This is a genomic window from Sulfuricurvum sp. (assembly GCF_049587615.1).
Taxonomy (GTDB): Bacteria; Campylobacterota; Campylobacteria; order Campylobacterales; family Sulfurimonadaceae; genus Sulfuricurvum.
Genome location: NZ_JBAVEF010000026.1, coordinates 15,071 through 38,098, shown reverse-complemented (window position 1 = coordinate 38,098; position 23,028 = coordinate 15,071). Strand labels below are relative to the sequence as shown.

The 23,028-nt window shown below is 42.9% G+C and carries 23 protein-coding genes; 11 read left to right on the top strand and 12 right to left on the bottom strand.

The genetic code is table 11. The features are described from left to right. Nucleotides 1–140: 140 nt before the first annotated feature. The 6 genes from WB308_RS05885 to WB308_RS05860 all read left to right on the top strand — a co-directional run bounded on the left by WB308_RS05885 (nt 141) and on the right by WB308_RS05860 (nt 8,076). Nucleotides 141–680, top strand: a complete 540-nt coding sequence (locus WB308_RS05885) for a nucleotide exchange factor GrpE (protein ID WP_424189917.1) — start codon at nt 141–143, stop codon at nt 678–680. 105 nt (nt 681–785) lie between these two features. After that, the gene (gene dnaK / locus WB308_RS05880) at nt 786–2,663 is read left to right on the top strand and encodes a molecular chaperone DnaK (RefSeq protein ID WP_424189915.1); all 1,878 of its coding nucleotides are present in this window, start codon (nt 786–788) and stop codon (nt 2,661–2,663) included. Nucleotides 2,664–2,870: 207 nt separating this feature from the next. Further along, nucleotides 2,871–3,029 carry a hypothetical protein gene (locus tag WB308_RS05875; protein ID WP_424189913.1) on the top strand — a complete coding sequence of 53 codons (159 nt, stop codon included), beginning with the start codon at nt 2,871–2,873 and terminating at the stop codon, nt 3,027–3,029. 143 nt (nt 3,030–3,172) lie between these two features. Further along, complete coding sequence (locus tag WB308_RS05870; RefSeq protein WP_424189911.1) at nt 3,173–3,571, top strand: very short patch repair endonuclease; 399 nt, start codon at nt 3,173–3,175, stop codon at nt 3,569–3,571. 3 nt (nt 3,572–3,574) lie between these two features. Beyond that, nucleotides 3,575–6,550, top strand: coding sequence for an ATP-binding protein (locus tag WB308_RS05865; RefSeq protein WP_424189909.1), 2,976 nt, complete (start codon nt 3,575–3,577; stop codon nt 6,548–6,550). Further along, the gene (locus WB308_RS05860; protein WP_424189907.1) at nt 6,550–8,076 is read left to right on the top strand and encodes a response regulator receiver domain; all 1,527 of its coding nucleotides are present in this window, start codon (nt 6,550–6,552) and stop codon (nt 8,074–8,076) included. Before WB308_RS05865 ends, WB308_RS05860 begins: the two co-directional genes overlap by 1 nt. On the opposite strand, the gene WB308_RS05855 is transcribed toward WB308_RS05860, so the two are convergent. Then, nucleotides 8,073–9,134 carry a DNA cytosine methyltransferase gene (locus WB308_RS05855; protein WP_424189905.1) on the bottom strand — a complete coding sequence of 354 codons (1,062 nt, stop codon included), beginning with the start codon at nt 9,132–9,134 and terminating at the stop codon, nt 8,073–8,075. The two genes, WB308_RS05860 and WB308_RS05855, sit on opposite strands and share 4 nt — an antisense overlap. Before the next feature lie 204 nt (nt 9,135–9,338). Between WB308_RS05855 and WB308_RS05850 the strand changes: the two genes are divergently transcribed. The 5 genes from WB308_RS05850 to WB308_RS05830 all read left to right on the top strand — a co-directional run bounded on the left by WB308_RS05850 (nt 9,339) and on the right by WB308_RS05830 (nt 13,000). Continuing rightward, a complete protein-coding gene (locus tag WB308_RS05850; protein WP_294893628.1) occupies nt 9,339–9,569 on the top strand; it encodes a hypothetical protein in 231 nt (76 codons plus the stop codon). Next, nucleotides 9,570–9,965 (top strand): type II toxin-antitoxin system VapC family toxin, encoded by a 396-nt coding sequence (locus WB308_RS05845; protein ID WP_424189904.1) that lies wholly within the window; start codon nt 9,570–9,572, stop codon nt 9,963–9,965. A 59-nt stretch (nt 9,966–10,024) separates the two neighbouring features. Then, nucleotides 10,025–11,113 (top strand): response regulator, encoded by a 1,089-nt coding sequence (locus WB308_RS05840; protein WP_424189902.1) that lies wholly within the window; start codon nt 10,025–10,027, stop codon nt 11,111–11,113. Between the two features lie 70 nt (nt 11,114–11,183). Beyond that, a complete protein-coding gene (locus WB308_RS05835) occupies nt 11,184–12,416 on the top strand; it encodes a glutamate-5-semialdehyde dehydrogenase (RefSeq protein WP_424189900.1) in 1,233 nt (410 codons plus the stop codon). Next, entirely contained in the window at nt 12,413–13,000 is a 588-nt protein-coding gene (locus tag WB308_RS05830) for an ATP-binding cassette domain-containing protein (protein ID WP_424189899.1), read from the top strand. Before WB308_RS05835 ends, WB308_RS05830 begins: the two co-directional genes overlap by 4 nt. Here the strand turns inward: WB308_RS05830 and crcB are convergent. From crcB to WB308_RS05775, 11 genes are all read right to left on the bottom strand, one after another. After that, nucleotides 12,977–13,363: a fluoride efflux transporter CrcB gene (crcB, locus tag WB308_RS05825; protein ID WP_424189898.1), complete on the bottom strand. Its 387-nt coding sequence runs from the start codon at nt 13,361–13,363 to the stop codon at nt 12,977–12,979. The two genes, WB308_RS05830 and crcB, sit on opposite strands and share 24 nt — an antisense overlap. Beyond that, nucleotides 13,332–13,964, bottom strand: a complete 633-nt coding sequence (locus WB308_RS05820) for a lysophospholipid acyltransferase family protein (RefSeq protein ID WP_424189897.1) — start codon at nt 13,962–13,964, stop codon at nt 13,332–13,334. Before WB308_RS05820 ends, crcB begins: the two co-directional genes overlap by 32 nt. A gap of 43 nt (nt 13,965–14,007) precedes the next feature. Beyond that, nucleotides 14,008–15,168 (bottom strand): hypothetical protein, encoded by a 1,161-nt coding sequence (locus WB308_RS05815; RefSeq protein WP_424189896.1) that lies wholly within the window; start codon nt 15,166–15,168, stop codon nt 14,008–14,010. Further along, nucleotides 15,165–15,851, bottom strand: coding sequence for a phosphoribosylformylglycinamidine synthase subunit PurQ (purQ, locus tag WB308_RS05810; protein ID WP_424189895.1), 687 nt, complete (start codon nt 15,849–15,851; stop codon nt 15,165–15,167). The genes WB308_RS05815 and purQ overlap by 4 nt, the downstream gene beginning before the upstream one ends. After that, on the bottom strand, nt 15,848–16,090 hold the full coding sequence (gene purS / locus WB308_RS05805; RefSeq protein WP_424189894.1) for a phosphoribosylformylglycinamidine synthase subunit PurS: 243 nt from the start codon (nt 16,088–16,090) through the stop codon (nt 15,848–15,850). The genes purQ and purS overlap by 4 nt, the downstream gene beginning before the upstream one ends. A gap of 25 nt (nt 16,091–16,115) precedes the next feature. After that, nucleotides 16,116–16,826: a phosphoribosylaminoimidazolesuccinocarboxamide synthase gene (gene purC / locus WB308_RS05800; RefSeq protein WP_424189893.1), complete on the bottom strand. Its 711-nt coding sequence runs from the start codon at nt 16,824–16,826 to the stop codon at nt 16,116–16,118. 2 nt (nt 16,827–16,828) lie between these two features. Next, entirely contained in the window at nt 16,829–18,151 is a 1,323-nt protein-coding gene (locus tag WB308_RS05795; protein ID WP_424189892.1) for a S41 family peptidase, read from the bottom strand. Between the two features lie 76 nt (nt 18,152–18,227). After that, nucleotides 18,228–18,431 (bottom strand): RNA-binding S4 domain-containing protein, encoded by a 204-nt coding sequence (locus tag WB308_RS05790; protein ID WP_424189891.1) that lies wholly within the window; start codon nt 18,429–18,431, stop codon nt 18,228–18,230. Nucleotides 18,432–18,520: 89 nt separating this feature from the next. Beyond that, nucleotides 18,521–18,793 (bottom strand): RNA recognition motif domain-containing protein, encoded by a 273-nt coding sequence (locus WB308_RS05785; protein WP_015652803.1) that lies wholly within the window; start codon nt 18,791–18,793, stop codon nt 18,521–18,523. 127 nt (nt 18,794–18,920) lie between these two features. Continuing rightward, nucleotides 18,921–20,846: an acetate--CoA ligase family protein gene (locus tag WB308_RS05780; RefSeq protein ID WP_424189890.1), complete on the bottom strand. Its 1,926-nt coding sequence runs from the start codon at nt 20,844–20,846 to the stop codon at nt 18,921–18,923. A 57-nt stretch (nt 20,847–20,903) separates the two neighbouring features. Next, a complete protein-coding gene (locus tag WB308_RS05775) occupies nt 20,904–23,018 on the bottom strand; it encodes an EAL domain-containing protein (protein ID WP_424189889.1) in 2,115 nt (704 codons plus the stop codon). Nucleotides 23,019–23,028 lie beyond the last annotated feature (10 nt).

The window sequence follows — 23,028 nt, the reverse complement described above, 5'->3', positions numbered from 1 at the left end:
ATAGCATTTTAGGCTTCCATTTATAGTTGATAGAGAAAGGCTCAATTATTTTGCATAAAAAAATTCATATACCTCTTGACAACAGTTGACTCAATGCATTATAATAACGCTAGATTTCAACAAAGGAGTCTTTAGAAATCATGTCAAATGAAACAAACGAAGAAGTGATCAGCGAAGAACAAATCGCCCAAACAGAGGGTGAAGAAGTTGTTGCGGAGAGCATGAATGAATTAGAAACTATTACGGCTGAATTAGCGTCGTTTAAAGACAAGTATGCTCGCGTACATGCCGATTTCGACAATATCAAAAAACGTCTTGAGCGTGAGAAATATCAAGCGCTCGAATACGCAAACGAAAAATTTGCCAAAGATTTGATCCCTGTAGTCGATTCGCTCTCTATGGCAATCGGTGCAACGGCTATCGAAGCAGATGCAAACGTTTTGCTTGAAAAGCTCAAAGAAGGTGTGGAGCTGACAATGAAACAGCTTCTCAGCGTTCTCGAAAAACACGGGGTTACACCGGTGGATGAATCAGAACCGTTTAATCCGGATGTTCACAATGCTGTACAGCGTGTGGACAGCCCAGATCATGAAAGCGGTGAAATCGTAAACACTTTCCAAAAAGGGTTTCGATATAAAGAGCGAACATTGCGTGATGCGATGGTCGTTATCGCCAATTAAAGTGCATTTGGGCTTTTACCGCCGAGGTAAAACCCAGTGTTAACGTAGCCGTAGGGGCTTTGCTCCTATGGCGTATTAAAAGTAAATAAATAAAAAGGAATTAATATGTCTAAAGTAATTGGAATTGACCTTGGTACTACAAACTCATGTGTTGCTGTCTATGAAGGGGGCGAAGCAAAAATTATCCCGAATAAAGAGGGAAAAAACACTACCCCTTCCGTAGTAGCATTTACCGATAAAGGGGAGATCCTCGTCGGTGATCCGGCGAAACGTCAAGCGATCACCAACCCGGATAAAACGATCTACTCGGTTAAACGTATCATGGGTCTTATGATGAACGAAGAGAAAGCGAAAGAGGCGCACGACAAAGTTACCTATAAAATCGTCGATAAAAACGGTATGGCTGCGGTTGATGTTGCGGGTAAAATCTATACGCCACAAGAGATCTCTGCAAAAATCCTTTCAAAATTGAAAGCGGATGCAGAGAGCTACCTCGGGCAAGCGGTAAGCGATGCGGTTATTACCGTTCCTGCGTACTTCAATGATGCACAACGTAAAGCAACCAAAGAGGCGGGAACCATCGCAGGATTGAACGTTTTACGTATCATCAATGAGCCTACGGCATCTGCATTGGCGTACGGTTTGGATTCAAAAGGGGATGAAAAAGTTCTCGTTTACGATCTAGGGGGCGGAACGTTCGACGTTACGGTTCTTGAAATCTCTGAGGGGACTTTCGAGGTTCTCTCAACTGACGGAAATGCGTTCCTCGGTGGGGATGACTTCGATAATAAAATCGTAGATTTCTTGGCTGGTGAGTTCAAATCAGACCACGGTATCGATCTTAAAGCGGACAAAATGGCGCTTCAACGTCTCAAAGACGCGGCTGAAAATGCGAAAAAAGAGCTCTCTTCTGCGGAAGAAACCGAGATCAATCTTCCGTTTATCACCGCAGACGCATCAGGGCCAAAGCACTTAGTTGTGAAATTGACCCGTGCTAAATTCGAGGGGATGATCGATACGTTGGTTAAAGAGACTATTTCTCACATCAAAACAGCGATGAAAGATGCGGGGATGAGTAACAATGAAATCAATGAAGTCATCATGGTCGGGGGTTCAACACGTCTTCCGATCGCACAAAAAATGGTCTCTGACGAGTTTGGCGGTAAAACGTTGAACAAAGGGGTAAATCCGGATGAGGTCGTTGCAGCGGGTGCCGCGATCCAAGGCGGGGTTCTCCGTGGAGATGTTAAAGACGTTCTTCTTCTTGACGTTACACCTCTTTCACTCGGGATCGAAACGCTCGGCGGAATCGCGACGAAAATTATCGAAAAAGGGACCACTATTCCGGTTAAAAAATCGCAAGTGTTCTCGACTGCGGAAGATAACCAACCGGCAGTTAGCATCAGCGTTGTCCAAGGTGAGCGCGAGTTTGCTCGTGATAACAAATCTCTCGGATTGTTCGAGCTTACGGGTATCCCTGCCGCACCGCGCGGCGTACCTCAAATCGAAGTAACGTTTGACATCGATGCCAACGGTATCCTAACCGTAAGTTCAACCGACAAAGGGACCGGTAAATCTCAGTCCATCACGATCTCTGGAAGCTCAGGGCTCTCAGAAGAAGAGATCAATAAAATGGTTCAAGACGCGGAAAACCACAAAGCCGAAGATGCGAAACGCAAAGAGATCGTAGATCTTCGCAACCAAGCCGATGCGTTGGCAAGTCAAACCGAAAAATCTCTCAAAGAGATGGAAGACAAAATCGACGCCAGCGAAAAAGCGGCAATCGAATCGGCTCTTGAAGAACTTAAAGCGGTGTTGAAAAACGCTGATGCTACTAAAGAAGAGATCGAAGCTGCTACGAAAAAATTGGCAGACGCGAGCCACAAAATGGCAGAGCAAATGTACAAACAAAATGAAGGGGGCGAAGCAGCCTCTTCAAACGCGAAAAAAGATGACGACGTCATCGACGCTGAAATCGAGTAATCTCCCCGTTCGCCCTGAGCGTGTCGAAGGGTGACTACTTTCTGTCATCCCCGACTAGATCGGGGATCCAGTGCGTATTATAGTACGCAGATTGCTATCGAATAATTTAAGTCAACGCAACACGTTGAAGTCAAAAGTTACCTTAACAAAGATACAAATATATCTTTACCTGTTTGGAAAGACACACGCGATAAAAGGTGTTCTAAAATGCCTAAGCCAAAAGTAAGTGAATCTATCAAGATTGGAGTATCTCCTGAAATTTGTAATATAAAAATCGATTCTAACCCTCAACGAAATGAGGAGGAAATACAAGACAATACTAAAGGAGATAATATGAAAAATAACGAAACAGGTGCTTTGACTTAAATTATTCTCACTTTACAGCTAGACTTTTCCTTTCGTTTTCAAACTGAGGTTTGGGCGAGAGAAAAATCGAATAATTTCCCCCGCCATTCCCGACTTGATTCTCACTTAATTCATTTCCCTTTCCTTCACGTTATAATGCTGTTATGGCAGATAAAAACTCCCGCTCTTACAATATGTCACGCATCAAATCCAAAAATACTACCATCGAGCTTTTATTACGTCGTGAGTTATGGAAACGAGGTTTTCGCTATCGTGTCAATGATAAAACTATTTTCGGAAAACCCGATATTGTGTTTCGTAAGCAAAAAATTGCTATATTCTGTGATAGTGAGTTTTGGCACGGGAAAAAGTACCTCGAAGGTGAGCGTTTTAAGACGAATGCTGACTTTTGGGAAACGAAGATCAAGCGGAATATTGAGCGTGACAAAGAAGTGAACGAAAAGCTAAAATCTGAGGGGTGGATAGTGCTTAGGTTTTGGGGTCAAGAAATAAAAAAAGAGATAAGTTCAGTTATTGAACAAATTAGTATGAAATTAGGGTAGTAAATGGCAGGTTTTAAGGCGAGAGCAAGGGCATTGGATATGTTGGGACGCCAACAAATATCTGGTATACCGACAGCAATTAGTGAGTTATTTAAAAATGCTTATGATGCTTATGCCGACAATGTTATAGTTGATTATTTTAGATCAGACGGATTGCTTGTTCTTCGAGATGACGGATTCGGTATGACAAAAGACGAATTCGAAAATCGATGGCTTACCATTGGAACAGAAAGCAAAGTAAAAAGCCAATTCGGCGGATTGAATAAACTTGAGATTCCTGAAGGTAAAGAGCTCCGTTCTATAATGGGAGAAAAAGGGATCGGTAGACTTGCGATTGCCATGCTCGGTAGTCAGGTTTTAATAGTCACAAAAGCTAAACGCGGCACGGTAAATCATAAGTATGTAGTTAGTTTTATCAACTGGAAACTTTTTGAACAACCCGGGTTAAATCTGGAAGATATTTATATACCGATCAAAGAATTTGACTCTTTCCCGACGCATCAGAAAATTCAGGAAATAGTTGAAGAAACAAAAGAGCATATTGAAAAGATTTCGGATCAAATTGAGAAGAAAGCGTTTGATCAGATTATCGGTGATTTTACAAAATTCAAAGACTTCAATATTGAAAAAAAAGAACGAAGCCTCAAAGAACCGTGTAAATATACAGATGACGAGTCAACCGGAACACGTTTCTACGTCTTTCCTTCAAATCCTTTGATAATAGATGATTTGGAATGTGATAGGATAGATCAAGATGCACCGGAATTAAAAAAAATGCTTATCGGATTTACCGATGATATTATGCCAGGACATAAAAAAATCCCGTTAAAAACTCATTTTAGAGATTACAAATATCCCGAATATTTTGAAGATGTGATTTCAGAAACGAACTTTTTTACAGAGGATGAATTTAATAAAGGAGATCATCTTTTTGTAGGACGTTTTAATGAATTCGGACAATTTATCGGTAAAGTAAAAATTTTTGGGATAGAGCAAACGCAAGAATATGTATTGCCGTGGGTGAAAAGTCAGGGTAAGCATACGAGTTGCGGGCCGTTTGAATTGGTAGTAACGACAATTCAGGGGAATCAGGCTGAATCATTATTGGATAAAGAAACCCATAATTTGCTGGATGATAAATTGTATAAATACGGTGGAATGTATGTATATAAAGACGGCATCAGGATTCTTCCTTACGGTAACAATAAAAACGATTTTTTAGATATTGAATATCGTAGAAGTAAACATGCAGGACTATATTACTGGTCATATCGTAGACTCATCGGTGCAATACGATTACAATCCGGTGTCAATGATGCCTTAAAAGAGAAAGCCGGACGTGAAGGATTTCAACAATCTAGTGCGTATTGGGAGATGCGTGAAATATTGATGAATTTTTTTATTCAGACGGCAAAAGATTTTTTCAATGATAAGGGCGAATACGCAGATTATTTTTTAAAAGTTCGATCTGAGAATGCAGCACGCGATGCATTGCTTAAAAATGAAGAAAAGAAAAAGAAAGCAAAAAAAGATCAATTTTCAAAAGAACTTTATGCTGTTTTGGATGCTATTGAGGCTAAAAAACATGAAACTTCATGTGAGGATATAATCGATCAGCTTAATCACACATTGGCAGAAGTCGATACAATAGATGATAAAGAATCGGCTGCTTTGAAATTGATTGAAGCTGAAAGAAAAGCGTTCGATGAGTTGTATCGGATTAAAAACAATTTTTCTCTATCTAAACCTCGCGGTGTTGCGATGAGCAAAAAAGTGGAACAAGATTATCAATTTTATAAAAACAAGATGGGTGACATTGACGAGAGTACATTTAGAGAAACCTATAAAGAAATCGAATCTTTGATCGGGGAAAAAAGCCGTAATGCTCAATTAGAACTTGATAGACGTCGACGCATTGAAGAGAGTTTGGTCAGACTTTCAAAAGATGCGAAAAAACAGATACAACAACAAGTCAAAAATACCGATGAAACACTTTTAGATGTGAAAGAGAATGTTGAGAAAAGTACCAAAGAGAGTTTAAAAAGTGTCGAAAAAGTAATTCGTGATACCTATTTTTCATTGGGTCAAACGGACTTTCAAAATATGGATGAAAACGATATTTTTGCATGGCGTATGAATATTGAAAATCAGATTGTTTCAGTCATGGAAACAGAGAAAAAAGAGCTTGAGACGATCAAAGCTTTGTTGGATAACGTCAAATGGGAAAAAGATGACGAAGGTAATTTTGCCTCCTATATCGATGTAATGGAAGCAAGTGACTCCAAATTAAACGAGTTAGTAGAAAAGGCACAGTTGGATTCAGATTTGGCACAGCTTGGGATGGCAATTCACGTCATCAACCATGAGTTCGATGCAAGCATTAGAATGGTTCGGGATAATTTGCGGCGACTCAAAGCATGGGCGGATGTGAATCAGGGGCTCAGCGGTATATATTCAGGGATCAAAGATAGTTTTGACCATTTAGATAGCTATCTAACACTTTTTACGCCGTTAAATCGTCGTATGTATCGCAAAGCAACCGATATACGCGGTCATGAGATCGAAGAGTTTATTTTAAAGCTTTTCGGAGAGCGTTTCAAACGGCATGATATTCAACTAAAAAGTTCAAAAGAGTTTAGACAAACGATACTCAATACTATTCCGTCTTCGATTTATCCCGTTTTTGTCAATATCATCGATAATGCTACCTACTGGATTAAAGGGCGTTCCGAACACGGCATTATCGATTTGGATGTAGATGATTACGGCTTCATAATATCGAATAACGGTGCTCCTATTTCAGAACGTGATCGTGAAGCTATTTTTGAAATGGGCTTTACGAGAAAGCCGGGCGGCAGAGGATTAGGATTACATATTTCTAATGATGTTTTAAAAGAGCAGGGAATGGTTCTCGAAGTAATCGATCCCAAAGAAGGGTTCAACGTTTCATTTAGAATTATCAAGCCAAGAGGTAAATGATGAGTCGATTTTTAGAGATTTCAAAAGGTATTGTTGAAGATTTTTTACAGACGGCTGTATTTTTGGATGATAGAGCTTTTTTCCCTAATGAAAATGGTACGAATGGAATAGCTTTTTCGTCGACAACAGAAATTGAAGATCCGGTTACAGGTGAAATTACTACTATTCCTACTCCGCAAGTAAGTGAACAAAATGAACATGATTTAAATGCAAAAACAATCATTGATACATTTATGCAAAAAGGCATCGTTTGCTCGGTAATAAAATGTGAAGAATCTACATTTGACGCGCAAAGAAGCAATTACCTCAAACTTATGAAAAAAGCCGATATTATTGTCTTAGATTGGGATTTATTTAGTGACGGCGGAGAAAAAATTGTTGGAATTATCAAAGATTTAATGAGTGCTGACGAACAACTTCATGAGTTACGTTCGATAGTCGTTTATACTGCCAATGATTTAGAAACCGTGAAAGCACGGTTCGAAACAGAAGGATTAACTTTCGAAGACTATCTTTCACATAATAAGCGATATACGGCAATCAGTTTATGGAATAAAAATTCATCTATTATATCAAGTGATAGGAAAGCGAACTTTACCGAAATTGTAGATAAGTGTATTGATGAATTCACAGAAACCTTCCATGGAATCGTACCTAATGTTGCGATGGCGGCTATTGCGGAAGTACGTAAGAATACGCATAAATTTTTAGGAAAATTAAATCAATCATTAGACCCTGCTTATCTGAGTCATCGAAGTTTACTTGAAACACCAGATGAAGCTGAAGAACATCTAGAAGAAATTATTATAGATGAAATTGATTCAATTTTAAAAACAAATAAAGTAGGAGAAAATGCAAAATTTGAAATTATTCAGCATGCAAATATCCTTCAAAATAAAACATATAGATCAAAAGATTTTAAAAAGTGCATCGAAAATGGTACTGAAAAAGAGTATATTAAAGGAAAAAATACAACACAAAAAAAAGCTGATTTAGCTGCCGATGTAAAAGAGTGTTTTACAAGTAAGTGGTTTGATAACGTAGAATTATCAAATAAATCTGAAACGGATTATGCCGTTATTTCAAGTCAAATTAGTAACTACGGCAAGCCAAGTCATTTGACGCTAGGCGTAATTGTTGAATTTGAAAATAATAAATATTTGTGTTTGCAACCTAGATGTGATAGCGTTAGGTTAAAAAGGAAAACAGAATTTATATTTGTAAAGCTTACCCCAGATGAAAATATTTTTGATGTTATTCTGAATGATGGCTCAAAGTTTAAATTACAATATGGATTGAAAAATAGACAATATTTCAGTTTTACTCCAAATGAAAATAACAAAGTAATGTTCAGCGATTTTAAAAATATACAAGAAACTAAAGAATTTAAATATATTACAACGTTAAAAAAATCGCATGCACAACGTATCGCAAATGAATTTAGTGCTTATATTTCTAGAATCGGATTAAATGAATCAGAGTATATTAGAAGAAACAGTCCTAGAACATTAGCCGGGAAACTTTAAACCGAGTGTAAAAAATACTTCCCAAAAGCTTCCGCCATCTTAGGCGGAACGGCATTCCCTATTTGGCGTGCCACTTTTTGCATACTTTCATCAAAAAACTCATAATCTTTCGGAAATGACTGTAATAATGCTCCCTCTCTGAGAGAAAGTCCCCGTGATTGTTCCGGATGTGCATAACGACCGTTAGAAATACTGAAAAACTTGGTTGTCAGAGTAGGTGCTGGATTACCCCATTCTATCCGTCCGTACGAATCGGTATGCCCTTGCGTGTCTGCCATTTTTTTGTGACATTCAAGCCATAGTTCTTCCGGCCATTCGAGCCGGTTTTTGTATTTGAGACGTTCTTTGTTGGTCGGAGAGAGATTTGACGCGCGATGATTTGGAATCACCGGATGTGATTCTCCCGCTTCAATAGGATCGAGATTTCGGATGACATCGCCTACTGTTTTATACGATTTGCTCACTCCGTCATATTCACCGTCAGGGATAGTTACTTCTCCCTTTTTAGCCGCGAGAAGAACAAACCGCTTGCGGTTTTGCGGTACGCCGTAATGCAAGGCATTGACGATCTTTTTATCCCAACTATAACCTTTTTCATCCAAAATATCGGTGAAGTATTTGAAGTTATCGGGTTCGAATTTTTCGAGTCCGGCAACATTTTCCATAAATACGAAATCGGGTTCGGTATCTCGAATGAGGTTGGCGAAGTAGGTGATGAGCGTGCGGCGTTTGTCCTCTTTATCTCCGCGTTTTTTGTTCTTCATGGAAAACGGTTGACACGGTGCGCATCCTGCGAGCAGGAACTTTTTGCCTTCTTTTTTTCGTTGTGATTTAGTACCGACGAGATCAAAAATCTGTTTCTTTTTAAGCTCCGTTACACTCTGGAGAAAGTATTTGGCATTTTCTCCGTTCGGTCGCTTATTATTCTCTTCGTATGCTTTTTTCGCCGCAGGCTCTATATCAAAACCGCCGACAACATCGATTCCGGCATCGAGTAACCCGCGTGTTACCCCGCCGACACCGCAAAAAAGGTCAATAGCTATAATAGAATTATTCATTATGTACCTTTCTAAAATCATAGATGTTAAAATGCTCTGGGATAAGCAAATTGCATTCTCTATTTAATAGAGAATTTCGTGTCCGAATTTTACACTGCATGCTATTACTGTAACGTTAAAACAACATTATTTTAACATTAAAATGTAATTTCCCCCTAAGCTCACCACACTTATACTTGCACTTATATGTATTGGAGGTGTATCATGGCACAAATGACCATTTATCTCGATAATGAACTCGAATCCAAAGTCAAACAAAACGTTGCCGCGATGGGAATATCTCTGAGCCAGTTTGTTTCAGGATTGATCCGTAAAGAGTTGCACGAAGAGTGGTCTCCCGCTATCCATCAGCTCGCAGGCGCATGGGATGATTTTCCTGATGCTGATACTCTTCGACACTCCGAAGCGCACGATTGTGCGCGGGAATCGTTTTAAATGTATCTGCTCGATACCAATACCCTCATCTATTTTTTTAAAGGGGAGGGAAATGTTGCGGCTAGGATGTTCGAGCACTCCCCCTCTCAAATCGCTATTCCGTCTCTGGTTGTCTATGAACTCGAAGTGGGAATCGCCAAATCTTCCTCACCGAAAAAACGTGAACAACAGCTCAAAATGTTATTAGAGAATGTGATTGTGATACCGTTTGGGAATGAAGAAGCGCGTGTTTCGGCAAAAATTCGAGCCTCATTAGAAGCACTCGGTGAACCGATCGGACCGATTGACACATTGATTGCGGGGTGTGCGTTGGCGCATAATTATACTTTAGTGACCCGAAACCAAAGAGAGTTCGGAAAAGTAAAAGGGTTAAAAGTCGAAAATTGGTATTCATAAGTATTTCTTGTAAAAATTTGTATTATTGGTGTATGATTTAAAGAAAAAAAGAGTATCTAATGTCTAATGAATTTTTACAAGTGATTGTAATCACTGTAGCCATCGTGCTAGCCATTATAGTTGTTTACTTTATTTTCAAAAGAAGTACAGCCCCACAACCTCATAGCACTGCACCCGAAAAAAACGATATACCCAAAGATACTATCCAAGAGAAGGTAAACGTAGTTCCAGAGAAAAAAGAAGAGCCAGAAATCGAGCCACTCTCAGAAATTCCCTTATTTGGAACAGAAGAAGGAGAGTTTGTAATAACTCCGACTCCTGAAGATAAAGCGTTAACGGATAGACGAAAAAGTGACACGACAATCCAAAAACGACCTGTTCCAGAACATGGAAAAATCACAAAACAAAGTTTTTCTGAATTTGCCGGTGAGAGAATATTGGTTGCAGAAGATAACCCGATCAACCAAAAAGTTATTGTGGGTCTTTTAGCCGGAAGCGGTATCGATGTGGTTTTGGCCAACGATGGGCAGGAGGCTCTGGATATACTTGAAAAAGAGACAAACTTCTTAATGATATTAATGGATGCCCATATGCCAAGGGTCGATGGGTTTGAGGCGACGCGTATCATTCGTGCAAATCCGCAGTATGATCACATCTTGGTCGTAGCCCTTAGCGGAGACGTCGGAGCCGATGATATCCAAAAAATGAAGAATGCAGGGATGGCTGAACAACTCGAAAAACCTCTGAGAATGGAGTCACTCTATAAAATCTTCTATGCCTATTCTACTCAAGAAACCCAACCAGCAACAGCTGTGACGAATATTTTGGATGCCGATGAAGGGGTTCAAATATGCGGAGGAGATGAGAATTTTTACCGCGAGATTTTATCAGAGTTTATGAGTGACTATGGTGATTCGGCGGATAGATTGGGAGATCTTTTACGCGCGCATGATATGCAAGCCGCTGATGCTTTGCTCCTTGATATTACCGGTGTAGCGGAAAATATTGGGGCACATTCTCTTGGTGATATTGCTTCGCATCTAAAGCTCTCACTTAGTGATACCCATGAGAAGAGTTATTTTAGTCTATATGACCGGTACAAAGTTCAGCTGGAGAGATTGATGCAGGAGATCAGAGGGTATCTGTGATGAATAGAGCGGTATGAGTCTTCATTAAACCGCATTTGTTATAATATCTCTAAGAAAAAAGGGAATCACTATGGAACATTTTTTAGAAAAAGCAAAATCGGCCAGCCGTGTTTTGGCGACGATGAGCGGAAGCGAGCGTAACCGAATCCTTCATGAGATGGCCCAAGCGCTTCGTGCCAACACGATGAACATCATCGAAGCCAATGCGATTGATATGAGAAATGCGGATGAGAGCAATCTGGCGGCGTCTATGAAAGAGCGTCTATTACTTGATGAAAAACGGATCGAGGCGATGGCGGTGGCAATCGAAGAGATCGCCGCACTCAAAGACCCGATCGGCCGTGTAATCGAAGGGTGGATGACCGAAGCGGGGCTGAAAATCGAGAAAGTGAGTATTCCGATCGGCGTTATAGGCATCATCTACGAATCGCGTCCAAATGTCACCTCCGATACAGCGGCGCTCTGTTTTAAAAGTTCTAACGGGTGTGTTCTCAAGGGGGGAAAGGAGGCAGAAGCGTCTAATGCAATTATCGCGGAAGTACTGCAAGGGGTTCTGATCCGTAATGATCTGCCTAAAGAATTGATCGCCCTTCTTCCTGATTCATCGCGCGAAGGGGTGGCCAAATTGATCAAAATGGATCGCTACGTCGATTTGATCGTACCACGGGGTGGAGAAGGGCTGATCCGGTATGTGAGTCAAAATGCGAGTGTCCCTGTCGTCAAACACGATAAGGGGCTATGCCACACCTACATCGATAAAGATGCCAATATCGAGAATGCGATAGCCATCGCTCTGAACGCCAAAGTTCAGCGTCCTGGGGTGTGCAATGCGATGGAGACACTGCTGGTCGATGAAGCGATTGCCGCTGAGATACTACCGATGCTTAAAGAGGTATTTGATCAAGCCCACACGGAGATGAAAGGGTGTGATTTGACACGGGAATGGATTGAGGTAGAGGAGGCGAGCGAAGAGGATTTTAATACCGAATATCTCGCCAATATTCTCAATATACGTGTCGTAGACGGAGTTGAAGGGGCAATCAGCCACATCGTCCGTTTCGGATCAGGCCACTCTGAGGCCATTATCACCGAATGTATTACTACTGCGGAACGCTTTATGGATGCGATTGATGCAGCGTGCGTTTATGTCAATGCTTCTACCCGGTTTACCGATGGAGGGGCGTTCGGATTCGGTGCCGAAGTGGGAATCAGTACAAACAAACTTCATGCCCGAGGCCCGATGGGGGTGGAGGGATTGACGACCTATAAATACAAAGTGTACGGTAAAGGGCAGATCCGTTGAAGTCTGTTTTAGATATTGAAAATATATCTTTTGGATATAGTAAAGATATATCAATATTTGAGAATTTTTCACTGACCCTTTCCGAAGGGGAGATAAAAGCCATTGTCGGACCCAGCGGAGTAGGGAAATCGACGCTGTTTGAACTGATTTTAGGCTACCGTAAACCCATGAATGGAACCATCCGTTCATTATCCCTTTCACAGGTTTTTCAAGACCCTTACAGCTCATTTCATCCTACCTATAGGGTACGTGAGCAAATCATGGAAGTGACAACGATGGAGGGATATCAGGTTCTTCTGGAACAGATGGGGCTTGAAGAAGCTCATTTGGATACCCTTCCTCATAAACTCTCCGGCGGTCAGCTGCAGAGGTGCTCGATTTTGCGTGCATTGCTGATGAAGCCGAAACTCCTTCTTCTTGATGAGCCGACTTCGGCACTCGACAATCTTAATCAGCTGGATATTATGAAACTTATTGTTAAAAATATTGAAGGGATGGGGGTATTGTTGATTACCCATGACGGCGATTTGGCGCGATGGTGCGCTGATGAAGTTATTGTTTTAACTCAACCAATTACGAAATAGATAATATCCTGAAGCGGCCATCAGCACAGTACCGAAAGTATTGAGTGCCATATTGGCTGCCGCCATCAAGAGATGTCCCCCGCTGAGTAGCAAGAATGTCTCCATTGCAAAGGTCGAATAGGTGGTAAGCCCCCCTAAAAATCCGGTGGTGAGAAATGATTTTGCATGAACGCTAAAGAGGGTAGTATAGCTGAAATAGGCGAGCAGTGCACCGATGATAAAACTACCCAGCAGATTGACTGACAATGTCCCAAAAGGGAGGGTATGAGGAAAATGGTGGTTGACAACACCGTTCATATAAGCACGAAGTACCGCTCCTAAAAAAGCGCCGCTACCGATAGCGAGGAGTGTTTGCCAACTCATCATCATAAACCTTTTGCATGGTGGTATGAAGGTTATTCAGCCACTCGGGATCATTTTTATCGGCAACAAACGAATCAAGATAGACGGCTGTGACCGATCCGGAACGGAAGTGCTTGCGTTTGTTGCTGAAATGCCATGCCGTTGCTATGAGGACAACGGGTTGGACTTTAAGGGCAAATTTGTCCGCTACGATCTTCGCACCTGGCTTAAACGGTTTCATTTTTCCTGTCTCGGTACGGGTGCCCTCGGGGAAAATCGTGATGACACGTCCCTGATCGATGCGCTCTTTGCACTCTTTGATGAGTTTAACAAGGGCGGTTTTGCTTTCCCGTTCCAGCGCGATATCTTTGGGAAGTTTGAGTACAAGACCAAAAAAAGGGATGTCAAAAAGCTCTTTTTTGGCGACCCATGCCAAATCTTTTGAGGTGATTGTCTCCATGATCCCGATGTCAATGTCGCTTTGGTGATTGAGCAAAAACATCTGAGCTTCGGGATCGGGAGTCCCTTTGACACGCACGGGGAGAAGGACGAGAAGGCGAATAAACCACGCACTGATTTTTTGGGCATAAGGTTTGGGGACAAGATAAAAAATTGCAATCATAAGCGTCATCCCCGTAAAGATGACGATTATGGCATACAACCATTTAATTCGAGCAAAGATCACGTTTGTTAACCCATCCGACTTTCTCATTGCTCAAGTGTACTTTGACAAATTCACCGACCTCTTTTTCTGCTTCCAAATGTTCTTCTTGAAGGGTCATTTCAAAGATCGTTCCATTTTTAATCGGAAGCAAATAAATCGGAGCATCTTTTTTTACACAAATATTCTGGTTGGGGAGTAAGCTGTAAACAATGTAAAACATCGGAAGCACCGAAGCGTACAAATACCATTTTTCACGTCTCCAATAAAAGAGAACAAAGAGGAAAAGGACAACAACGATGGCCGCACCGACTTTGAGCTCCGTATGGCGTGCATCGGTCGGCGAGAGGTCACTTTGGGTAGATACGGTATCATCATCCACAATGATCGGGATTACCAACGACTCATACCGTTGCTTTTTGAGATTGAAATAGGAGAAATTGAGGTTTTGCTCCGTGTTGGGGATGATCGCATAATAGGTCATTTGCGATTCGCCGACGTTGGAAAGTTTCGATTCAAATCCCTGCTTAATGGCGTTTGGAATAGAAAAGTTACTGATATTACAGCGTAAAGCTTTCACCGTGAAAATAACGACATTGCTTTCACTGTTATAAACGGTAGTCTTGTAATTGATGATTTCGAATTTATCGGCTAGAACATTTGCAAAGCTCGATGGCGGACTCAGGGTCGTAGCGGTGAGGGTGGTTCCGCTGAGTGTTTCCGATGTACCGCCGGTGGAGGTTAACGTTGCTGTAATGTCCGGAAGACGGATATTGGAGGATTGAACCAGAAAATAAAAGGTATCATAGACCGCATCTTCTTTTACGTTACGCCGAGGGGTATCACTAAAAATCCGTATACCTTCTTCATTTTGAAGGGTGTATTCGATATTCCCTGATGCCAAATCGACCGGTGTGAGTTTCACGCTGATCGCGATGATCTCACCGACATAAGGACGGGTTGGAAGATCGGTTACTTGAAGGGTTAAACCAGAGGATACCCCTGAGAAGAGGGTGTCGATTTCTGATGATGCTTCCGGTTCTGTTGTTGCGGGTGTTTCTACTTGCTGTTCTTCTGCAACTGCAGGGGTAGGATCGGTTAAAACAGAAGGTTCTGCCGAAAGAATTTGTAGTAAAACGAGAAAAAAGAGTGCCAGTGTTTTCAAGCGTTTATAAACCCTTCGAGCATCTGTTTTCCGTCATTGGAGCCTAAAAGTGTTTCCATCGCTCGCTCCGGGTGGGGCATGAGACCAAATACATTCTTAGATATATTGCAAATTCCGGCGATGCTGTCAACGGATCCATTAGGATTATCGATATTACCGGAACCGTCGGTATATTTAAGCAAGACTTGATTGTTCGCATAAAGTTCTTCTAGTCCTGCATCATCGATGTAGAAATTGCCATCATGGTGTGCGATAGGAATATTGACGACTTGATCTACCTTACAATGACGGAGAAAATCGTTCTCATTGCTTATTACTTTGAGATGGTGGTGACGAGAGATAAAATGGAGTCCCTCGTTGCGTTTAAGGGCACCCGGAAGGAGTCCGGTTTCCGTGAGGACCTGAAATCCGTTACAGATTCCTAAAACTTTTCCTCCATTTTCCGCGTAAATTTTGAGCGCTTTCATAATCGGAGACATTTTTGCGATCGCGCCGCTGCGGAGATAATCCCCATAGCTGAATCCCCCTGCTACGACAACGAGATCGGTACCTGCTGGGATCGTATCTTCTTTGTGCCAAAGAATTTGTGTTTCACACCCTAATGCGGTGAACGCATGTTGGGTATCGTACTCACAGTTTGTTCCCGGAAATTGGACGATACCTACTTTAACCTTTGCTTTCATGCTTGAATCTCGATCTCGTAATCTTCGATGACGGTGTTGGCAAGAAGCTCTTCACACATATGGGCTACTTTTTCTTTTGCCGCTACACTATCGCTTTCATCCATCTCAATGATGATTTGTTTACCGACACGGACATCACGAACACTTTCAAAACCGTGACCGCTTAGTGCGTGCTGTACTGCTTTGCCTTGAGAGTCCAAAACTCCATTTTTCAAAAATATGTTAATAATTGCTTTCATCTTATTCCTTTGGTGTGTCGTATTATCAGTTCAAGATTCGGTTTAGAACTTCTTCGTAAGCGACTTTGAGGCCGCCGAGCCCTTGACGAAAACGGTCTTTATCCATTTTTTCACCTGTTGCTAAATCCCAAAAACGGCAGTTATCCGGGCTGATCTCATCGGCGAGAATAATTTTTCCGTTTGCGTCGCGACCGAATTCGAGTTTGAAATCGACGAGATTAAGCCCTTTTTCATGGAAATAGGGGCGTAAAATATCATTCACTTCACGTGCCATTGCACGGAGTTGGTCGAGTTCTGCTTCGTTTTTAACGAGGTTGAGAATCAAACAATGTTGATCGTTGAGTTTCGGATCGCCGAGGGCATCGTTTTTGTAATCAAATTCGACGAGGGTGAACGGTAGGACAGTTCCATCAGGGATGCCGAGGTTTTTGCTGAGGCTTCCCGTTGCGATGTTGCGGACGATCACTTCGATAAGGATAATGTCCACTTTTTTGCAAAGCATATTGTTATCATCAAGCATCTCTACGAAATGAGACTCCACTCCGCGAGAAGCGAGCATTTTAAAAAGTTCCGTTGAAATTTTGTTGTTCAACGCCCCTTTTCCCGCTTCATTGTCTTTTTTAGCGCCGTTAAAAGCGGTCAGATCATCCTTAAATTCCGCAATGACCAAATTGGCATCGTCGGTGTTAAAGAGGCGTTTTGCCTTTCCTTCGTAGATGAGATCGCGTTTTTCCATGGTTATTTTCCTTTGACTATGATTAGGGCTTTAATGATATCGACACCCTCTTTGAGCTGAATATCTTTGTTCAACTGTTCCGGGGTGATGATGGTTTTGTTGGTCGCATTGGCTTCGGTGACATCGATCATTCCGTCATTTTTTTCGAGTTCAGATTCGAGATGCTTTTTCAAATCGGCTTCTTTGATATTGAATGCTTTGTCGTGATTTTTGATCTCACCCGCAATTACTTCGATATCAGGAGCGACACCGACGGCTTGGATGGTTCTTCCGCTTGGGAGATAGTAGCGGGCGACGGTGAGTTTGATCGCCTCATTCTCGGTGATCGGCATAACTACTTGGACGGAACCTTTGCCGAAGGTTTTTTCTCCGACGATTACCGCACGTTTAAGATCCTGAAGGGCACCGCTGACGATTTCGGAAGCGCTGGCGGAACCTTCATTGACCAGGACGACCAGAGGCAAATCGGTAACCGTAGCACTTTTTGTTGCACTGTAAGAGATGTCATCCGCTTTATTGCGCCCTTTTTGGGAGACGATAACCCCTTCATTCACGAACAGGTCGGTGAGTTCAACCGCTTGATCCAGCAGTCCGCCCGGATTATTGCGCAGGTCTAGGATAATCCCTTTGCTTTTCCCTGCATGTTTTTTGATCGCCGTTTTGACATCGCTGGCGACTTTTTTATCGAAGCTTGTAACACGGATATAGAGGATGTTTCCACTGATCATACGGGTATAAACCGATTCAACGGTAATGATTTCGCGGATAATATGAAACTTCAACGGATCGGCAGAACCTTTTCGGACAATCGTAAGGTCTATCGGAGTTTTAGGGGTTCCGCGCATTAAGGCAACGGCATCATCAATGGTCATGCTGAGTGTTGACTTATCATTGATTTTTAGGATAATGTCCCCGGCTTTGATCCCTGCTTTGTCTGCAGGGGTCCCCTCGATCGGGGCAATGACGGTGAGCGCGTTATCGCGCATACCGACCGTTATGCCCAATCCACCGAATTCGCCTTCCGTTTGGGTTTTTAAATTGTCGTAGCTTTTTTTGTCCATATAGCTGGAGTGGGCATCGAGATTGGAGAGAAGGCCCTGAAGCGATTTATCGATCAGCTGATCGATCGTGAGGCCATCCACGTTGTACTGTTCAACAATGCTTAAAACTTTGGTAAATTTGGCGAGCGACTGAAGTCGTGAAGCTTCTACAGAGGGTTCGGAAGGCTCGGCAACGTTGCTTTTTGCCAACAGCGACGTGGAGAGGGCAACACTCACCGCTACGGCACTGATAAAACCGGCGACCATCATTTTTGTGTTTTTCATGCGTTTTTTGAACCTCGTGTAGAGCCGTTAATAAGATCGGTAATTATAGTGAAAACTCCATTAAATAACAATGGACTCAGATCACTTCGATCGTCACATCACCGATCGTAATCTTCTCCCCTTTGGTGATTTTCGCCCGTTTACGGGTTTCGACTTCACCGTTACGGAAAACCTGAGCGTTTTCAATCAGTATTTTGGCTTGCCCTCCGGTATCGACGAGGTCTAAAAGTTTGATGAGTTTATGGAGTTCGATATAGGGTTCTGTGAGAGAATAGGTCATTATGGTTCTTTAAAATAAAAATTATAAGCGGCAGATAAAGGGGAAAAACAAAAGTGGCATGAAAGCCCCTCAGGGCTTCATGAATGCGATTACCAGCGGTCGCGTGGAGGGCGTGGAGCACGAGGACGAGCTTCGTTTACACGAAGTGTACGTCCGCCGAAATCGTTACCTTCAAGAGCAGTGATCGCTTTGTTAGCTTCGTCTTGGTTCGCCATTTCAACGAAACCGAAACCGCGGAAACGGCCTGTCTCTTTGTCGTTTACGAATTTAACTGAACTAACTTCACCATATTGTCCGAAAAGATCTTTAAGATCGTTTTCGTCTTTGCCGTAGGGAATGTTCCCGACATAAATTTGTGTCACATTGTACTCCGTGAAAAAATCGAACTATAACCAGCATAATCCTTGACACATTTTAGCCTTTACAATCTTATGGGAATGTTAAAAATAATTGTATTTTTGTGATTACTCTGATCGCCTTGTGAAAAGTTTACAAAAACCCCCCGGCGTCTTGTAAAGTCGTAAAACACGGCTTAGAGCGTTCCCGTAAATAGAGGAGCGCTTTGCTCATCATAGCTCCTCCTAAAAGGATCGGAAAAATGGGTTTGTTCCATTGACTATCCAGCAACCGGACAATATCTAAGGTATCGGTCATCAGTTGGGGGGTTATGAGCAGATAAATCATATCAACCCCCTCCATTGCATCGACACAACGGAGTGCCGCGTTAAAACGGTCACTGCGTGCATCTCCGATAATATCGATGGGGTTGTTGCGAGACCAGTTGGAGGGCAAAACGCCATCGAGTGCTTCAATGTCGTTTTCATTGAGGGTATAGAGTCCGGCACCGCGTTCGATGATGGTATCGGTGAGGATGGTCCCCGGACCTCCGGCATTGGTGATGATGGCAATGTTATCGAAACTTCGGGTGTAGAGCAGTGCTTCAATGGAGTCAACGATTTTGACTCCGACACTCTCTAAAAGGCCTCGAAACATAGGATAATCCCCGCTTAGATTACCGGTATGTGAAAATGCCGCTTTTCGTGCTTGTGGGGATTTTCCGGCTTTATAAATCCGAACCGGTTTTGAACAGCGGCGCAGTGCCTCTAAAAATGCTTTTCCTTCCTGTATCCCTTCGGCATAGAGGGAGATAGCGTCGCATTCGGGGGCGGCTGAGAGCATGGTAATGATATCGGCGAAATTCATATCGGCCATGTTTCCCGCAGAGAGGATATGGGAAAACCCGATCCCCTCCTGAGCAGCTTTGTCCATCAAAGAAGAGAGGACGGCACCCGATTGGGCGATGAGGGCAAGGGAGCCTTTATGAATGGTGGGAGAGCCGAAGGTGAGATTGAGATTTCGGGTCGATTCGTAGTATCCCAGACAGTTGGGCCCGATGATGTTAAGGTTATGCTTTTGCGCCAGGGCATTCAACCGCTCTTCGCTTTGGGTATCTCCGACCTCTTTAAACCCGGCCGAGACGATAATGATATTTTTCACCCCCTTGGGAATGAGCTCTTTGATCGTTTCAATAACATGGCAGGAGGGGATAGTGATAACAGCCGTGTCGATCGTATCGTTGATTTCACAAAGGGATCGGTAGAGGGGGGTTCCCTCAAAATTCCCCCCCTTGGTGTTGACTAAATAGAGTTTGCCGCTAAAGGCGAGGGCATTGCGTGCGATGGCGTAACCGACTTTGTTGGGATCATTCGAAGCACCGATGAGTGCAACGGTATGGTTGTCGAAAAAATTATGTCGAATGCGTGGAGGGTGTTCCGAGAGAGTGGGGGTACTATGATAGTCGATACGCGCATCTACGACGTGCAGCCCCTGAGGGTTGAAAATGACAGGATTGAGATCGCATTCGCGAATTGTCGGGTGTGTCCGAATAAAACGTTGAAGGGTTTGGATAAAAGCAACGATGGAATCCATCATTGGTAATGCGCCCCGAAACCCCTCAAAGAGTTTGCTGATTTTTGTGGTGCGGATGGAACGAAGGATTTCCTCTTCATCGGCGTTGGTATCGATGTAGCATACGTCACGGTAGAGTTCCAGTAAGACGCCCCCTTTGCCAAAGAGGATGATCTGCCCGAAAATCGGATCATTGACGACTCCGGCGAACAGTTCTTCACCCTGAATCATGGCGGTTGCGATAAATCCGTCATCGGAATTCAGGGGAATGCCGTGTTCGCGAATAGAGGAGATCATTTTGTCCCGTGCTGCGGCTGCATCGTGCCCATTCGTTAGGGAGAGTGCAACACCGCCGACATCACTTTTATGAACGATTTTTGGCGATTCGACTTTGAGCGCTATCGGATAAAAGTCAATCTCAAAAGGCTCATCAAGGGCAAAGCGGCGAAACGGAGGAACGTGAAATCCTGATTCCAGTAACAGTGGGTAAAGCTCAGACTCGACCATCGGTATTTCCTCACGGGATGTAACATAAACATGCCCGTATACGGGCAATGCAATTTGTCAGATAGTATACCCTAACGAGGAAGCAGGTGTAAAGTAGGGGGCTTCATCGCGTAATTTTTGGAGAATTTGATCGCGCGGGAGAGGGCGGCAAAGATGATAGCCCTGGAGGGTATCGATTTGGTTTTCGATGAGAAAATCATAATGGGAACTCTCTTCAACCCCTTCTGCGGTGACATTCATCCCGAGTACGTGAGCGAGATTGGAGATGGCTTCGACGATATGGCGGTTGGAATTCCCCTCAAAGAGGGGAAGAATAAAGGATTTGTCGATTTTAAGGGTATCAATCGGCAGCTGTGCTAAATAAGCAAAAGAGGAATATCCGGTACCGAAATCATCTAATGAGATTCGGATCCCCCCCGCTTTCAATTGACGGAGCTGACGGCCTGCAATCTCAATATTTTCCATTACGGCACTCTCGGTAAGTTCCACTTTTAAGTAAGAGGGGGGGATAGAGCGTTGGTCTAGATAACTGAGCAGTTCTTGGGCAAAGGCTTCCTGATGGAGCTGTTTTGCCGAAATGTTGACGGCAACAAAAAACGGCTCATCACGCAAAGTGCGTGCCGTATCGATAAAATCGCACGCTTGAATCAGTACCTCTTTCCCGATGAGGAGAATATCCCCGTTGGTTTCTGCAACCGAGATAAAGATATCGGGAGCCACGAACCCTGCTTCAGGATGCGGAAGACGCAGCAGTGCTTCATACCCTTCCAGTCGTAATGTTTTGGCATCAATCAACGGTTGAAAATAGAGTTCAAAAAGATTGTGAGAGAGGCCGTCGCGTATCAATGACTCAATATATAAAAAGTCGTGGAGGGCCCGCTGCATGGAGGTGTGATAATAGACGAACTGGTTTTTCCCTTTATTTTTCGCCTCGTACATCGCCGTATCGGCGTGTTTGATTAAATCTTCTGCACTTGACGCGTCTAGAGGATAGAGGACAATGCCGATAGATGAGGAGAGGAAAAAATCCATTTTATTGATTCTGAAAGGTTCTTTGAACGTCTGGATCAAACGTTCAGCCATTGCACTAACGCTTTGGCTATCGGCGTCTTGGAGTAAAATAACAAACTCATCGCCGCCGAAACGGGCACAAAAATCGTATTTACCGACACTCTCCCGGAGCCGATCGCTGACTTCAATCAGAATGGAATCACCGATTTTATGCCCCATCGTATCGTTAATATTTTTAAAATTATCCAAATCCAAAAACATGAGGGCAAATGGGGTGGAAACCGAATGTTCGAAACGGCTTTCGAGCTGCAGTTTAAGTTTGGCACGGTTTGGGAGCATGGTAAGCGGATCGTGATAGGCGAGAAAGGCAATCTCTTCACTTTGGGCTTTGGGGGCAGTGATATCGCTGGTAATACCGATAAAAAGATTCAGTTTCGGGTGATGGTAAATACGGCTGTTTAACCATCGTGTTTCTCCATTATGATGGAGAATTCGAAAACGGATTTCTTGCGCTTGTCCGGGAAGGAGGGTCTCAAAAAACATCTGTACCAAGGCACGATCCTCGAGATGAATCTGCTGTTGCCAGAGGGTATGATCGGATAAAAAGTTTTCTCGGCTAAATCCGAAAACTTTTTCTACGGCATGGTTGACATAGCGTAAAGAGAGGCTGTGATTATCGATATACCAAATGATTTCATTAATGCTGCTCAAAATCTCTTCGAGTTCCTGGTTTTTAGAGTTGAGGAGAGCAGCAAGCTCACGGGCTTGAAGCTCGATCATCTCTTTTGATTCTCGGAGTTCTCTGTTAAGGCGGTTAAGATCGGAGAGATTACGGACGTTGACAAAAAAGCGGACGTGTTCATTATGTTGAATCATCCGTACACTTTTAATGCTCTGGACAATAGTTCCGTTACTATGAATAAAATCGGTAGTGGAATCGAGGGATTTCCCCTCACGCATCACATGCGAAATACATTCGTGAAACACGTCAATGTCGGCCAAAATACTCAGAATGTTAAGTCCCAGCAAAAGGGCACTTTCATATCCCAGCATTTCAGAAAAAGCATCATTGGCGAAAAGAATGACTCCCCGTTCATCGACGATGATGATTCCCTCAGGAAGATAGTTTAGGACATCATAAAAGGGGATTTCGTTTTCCATTGAATCCTAA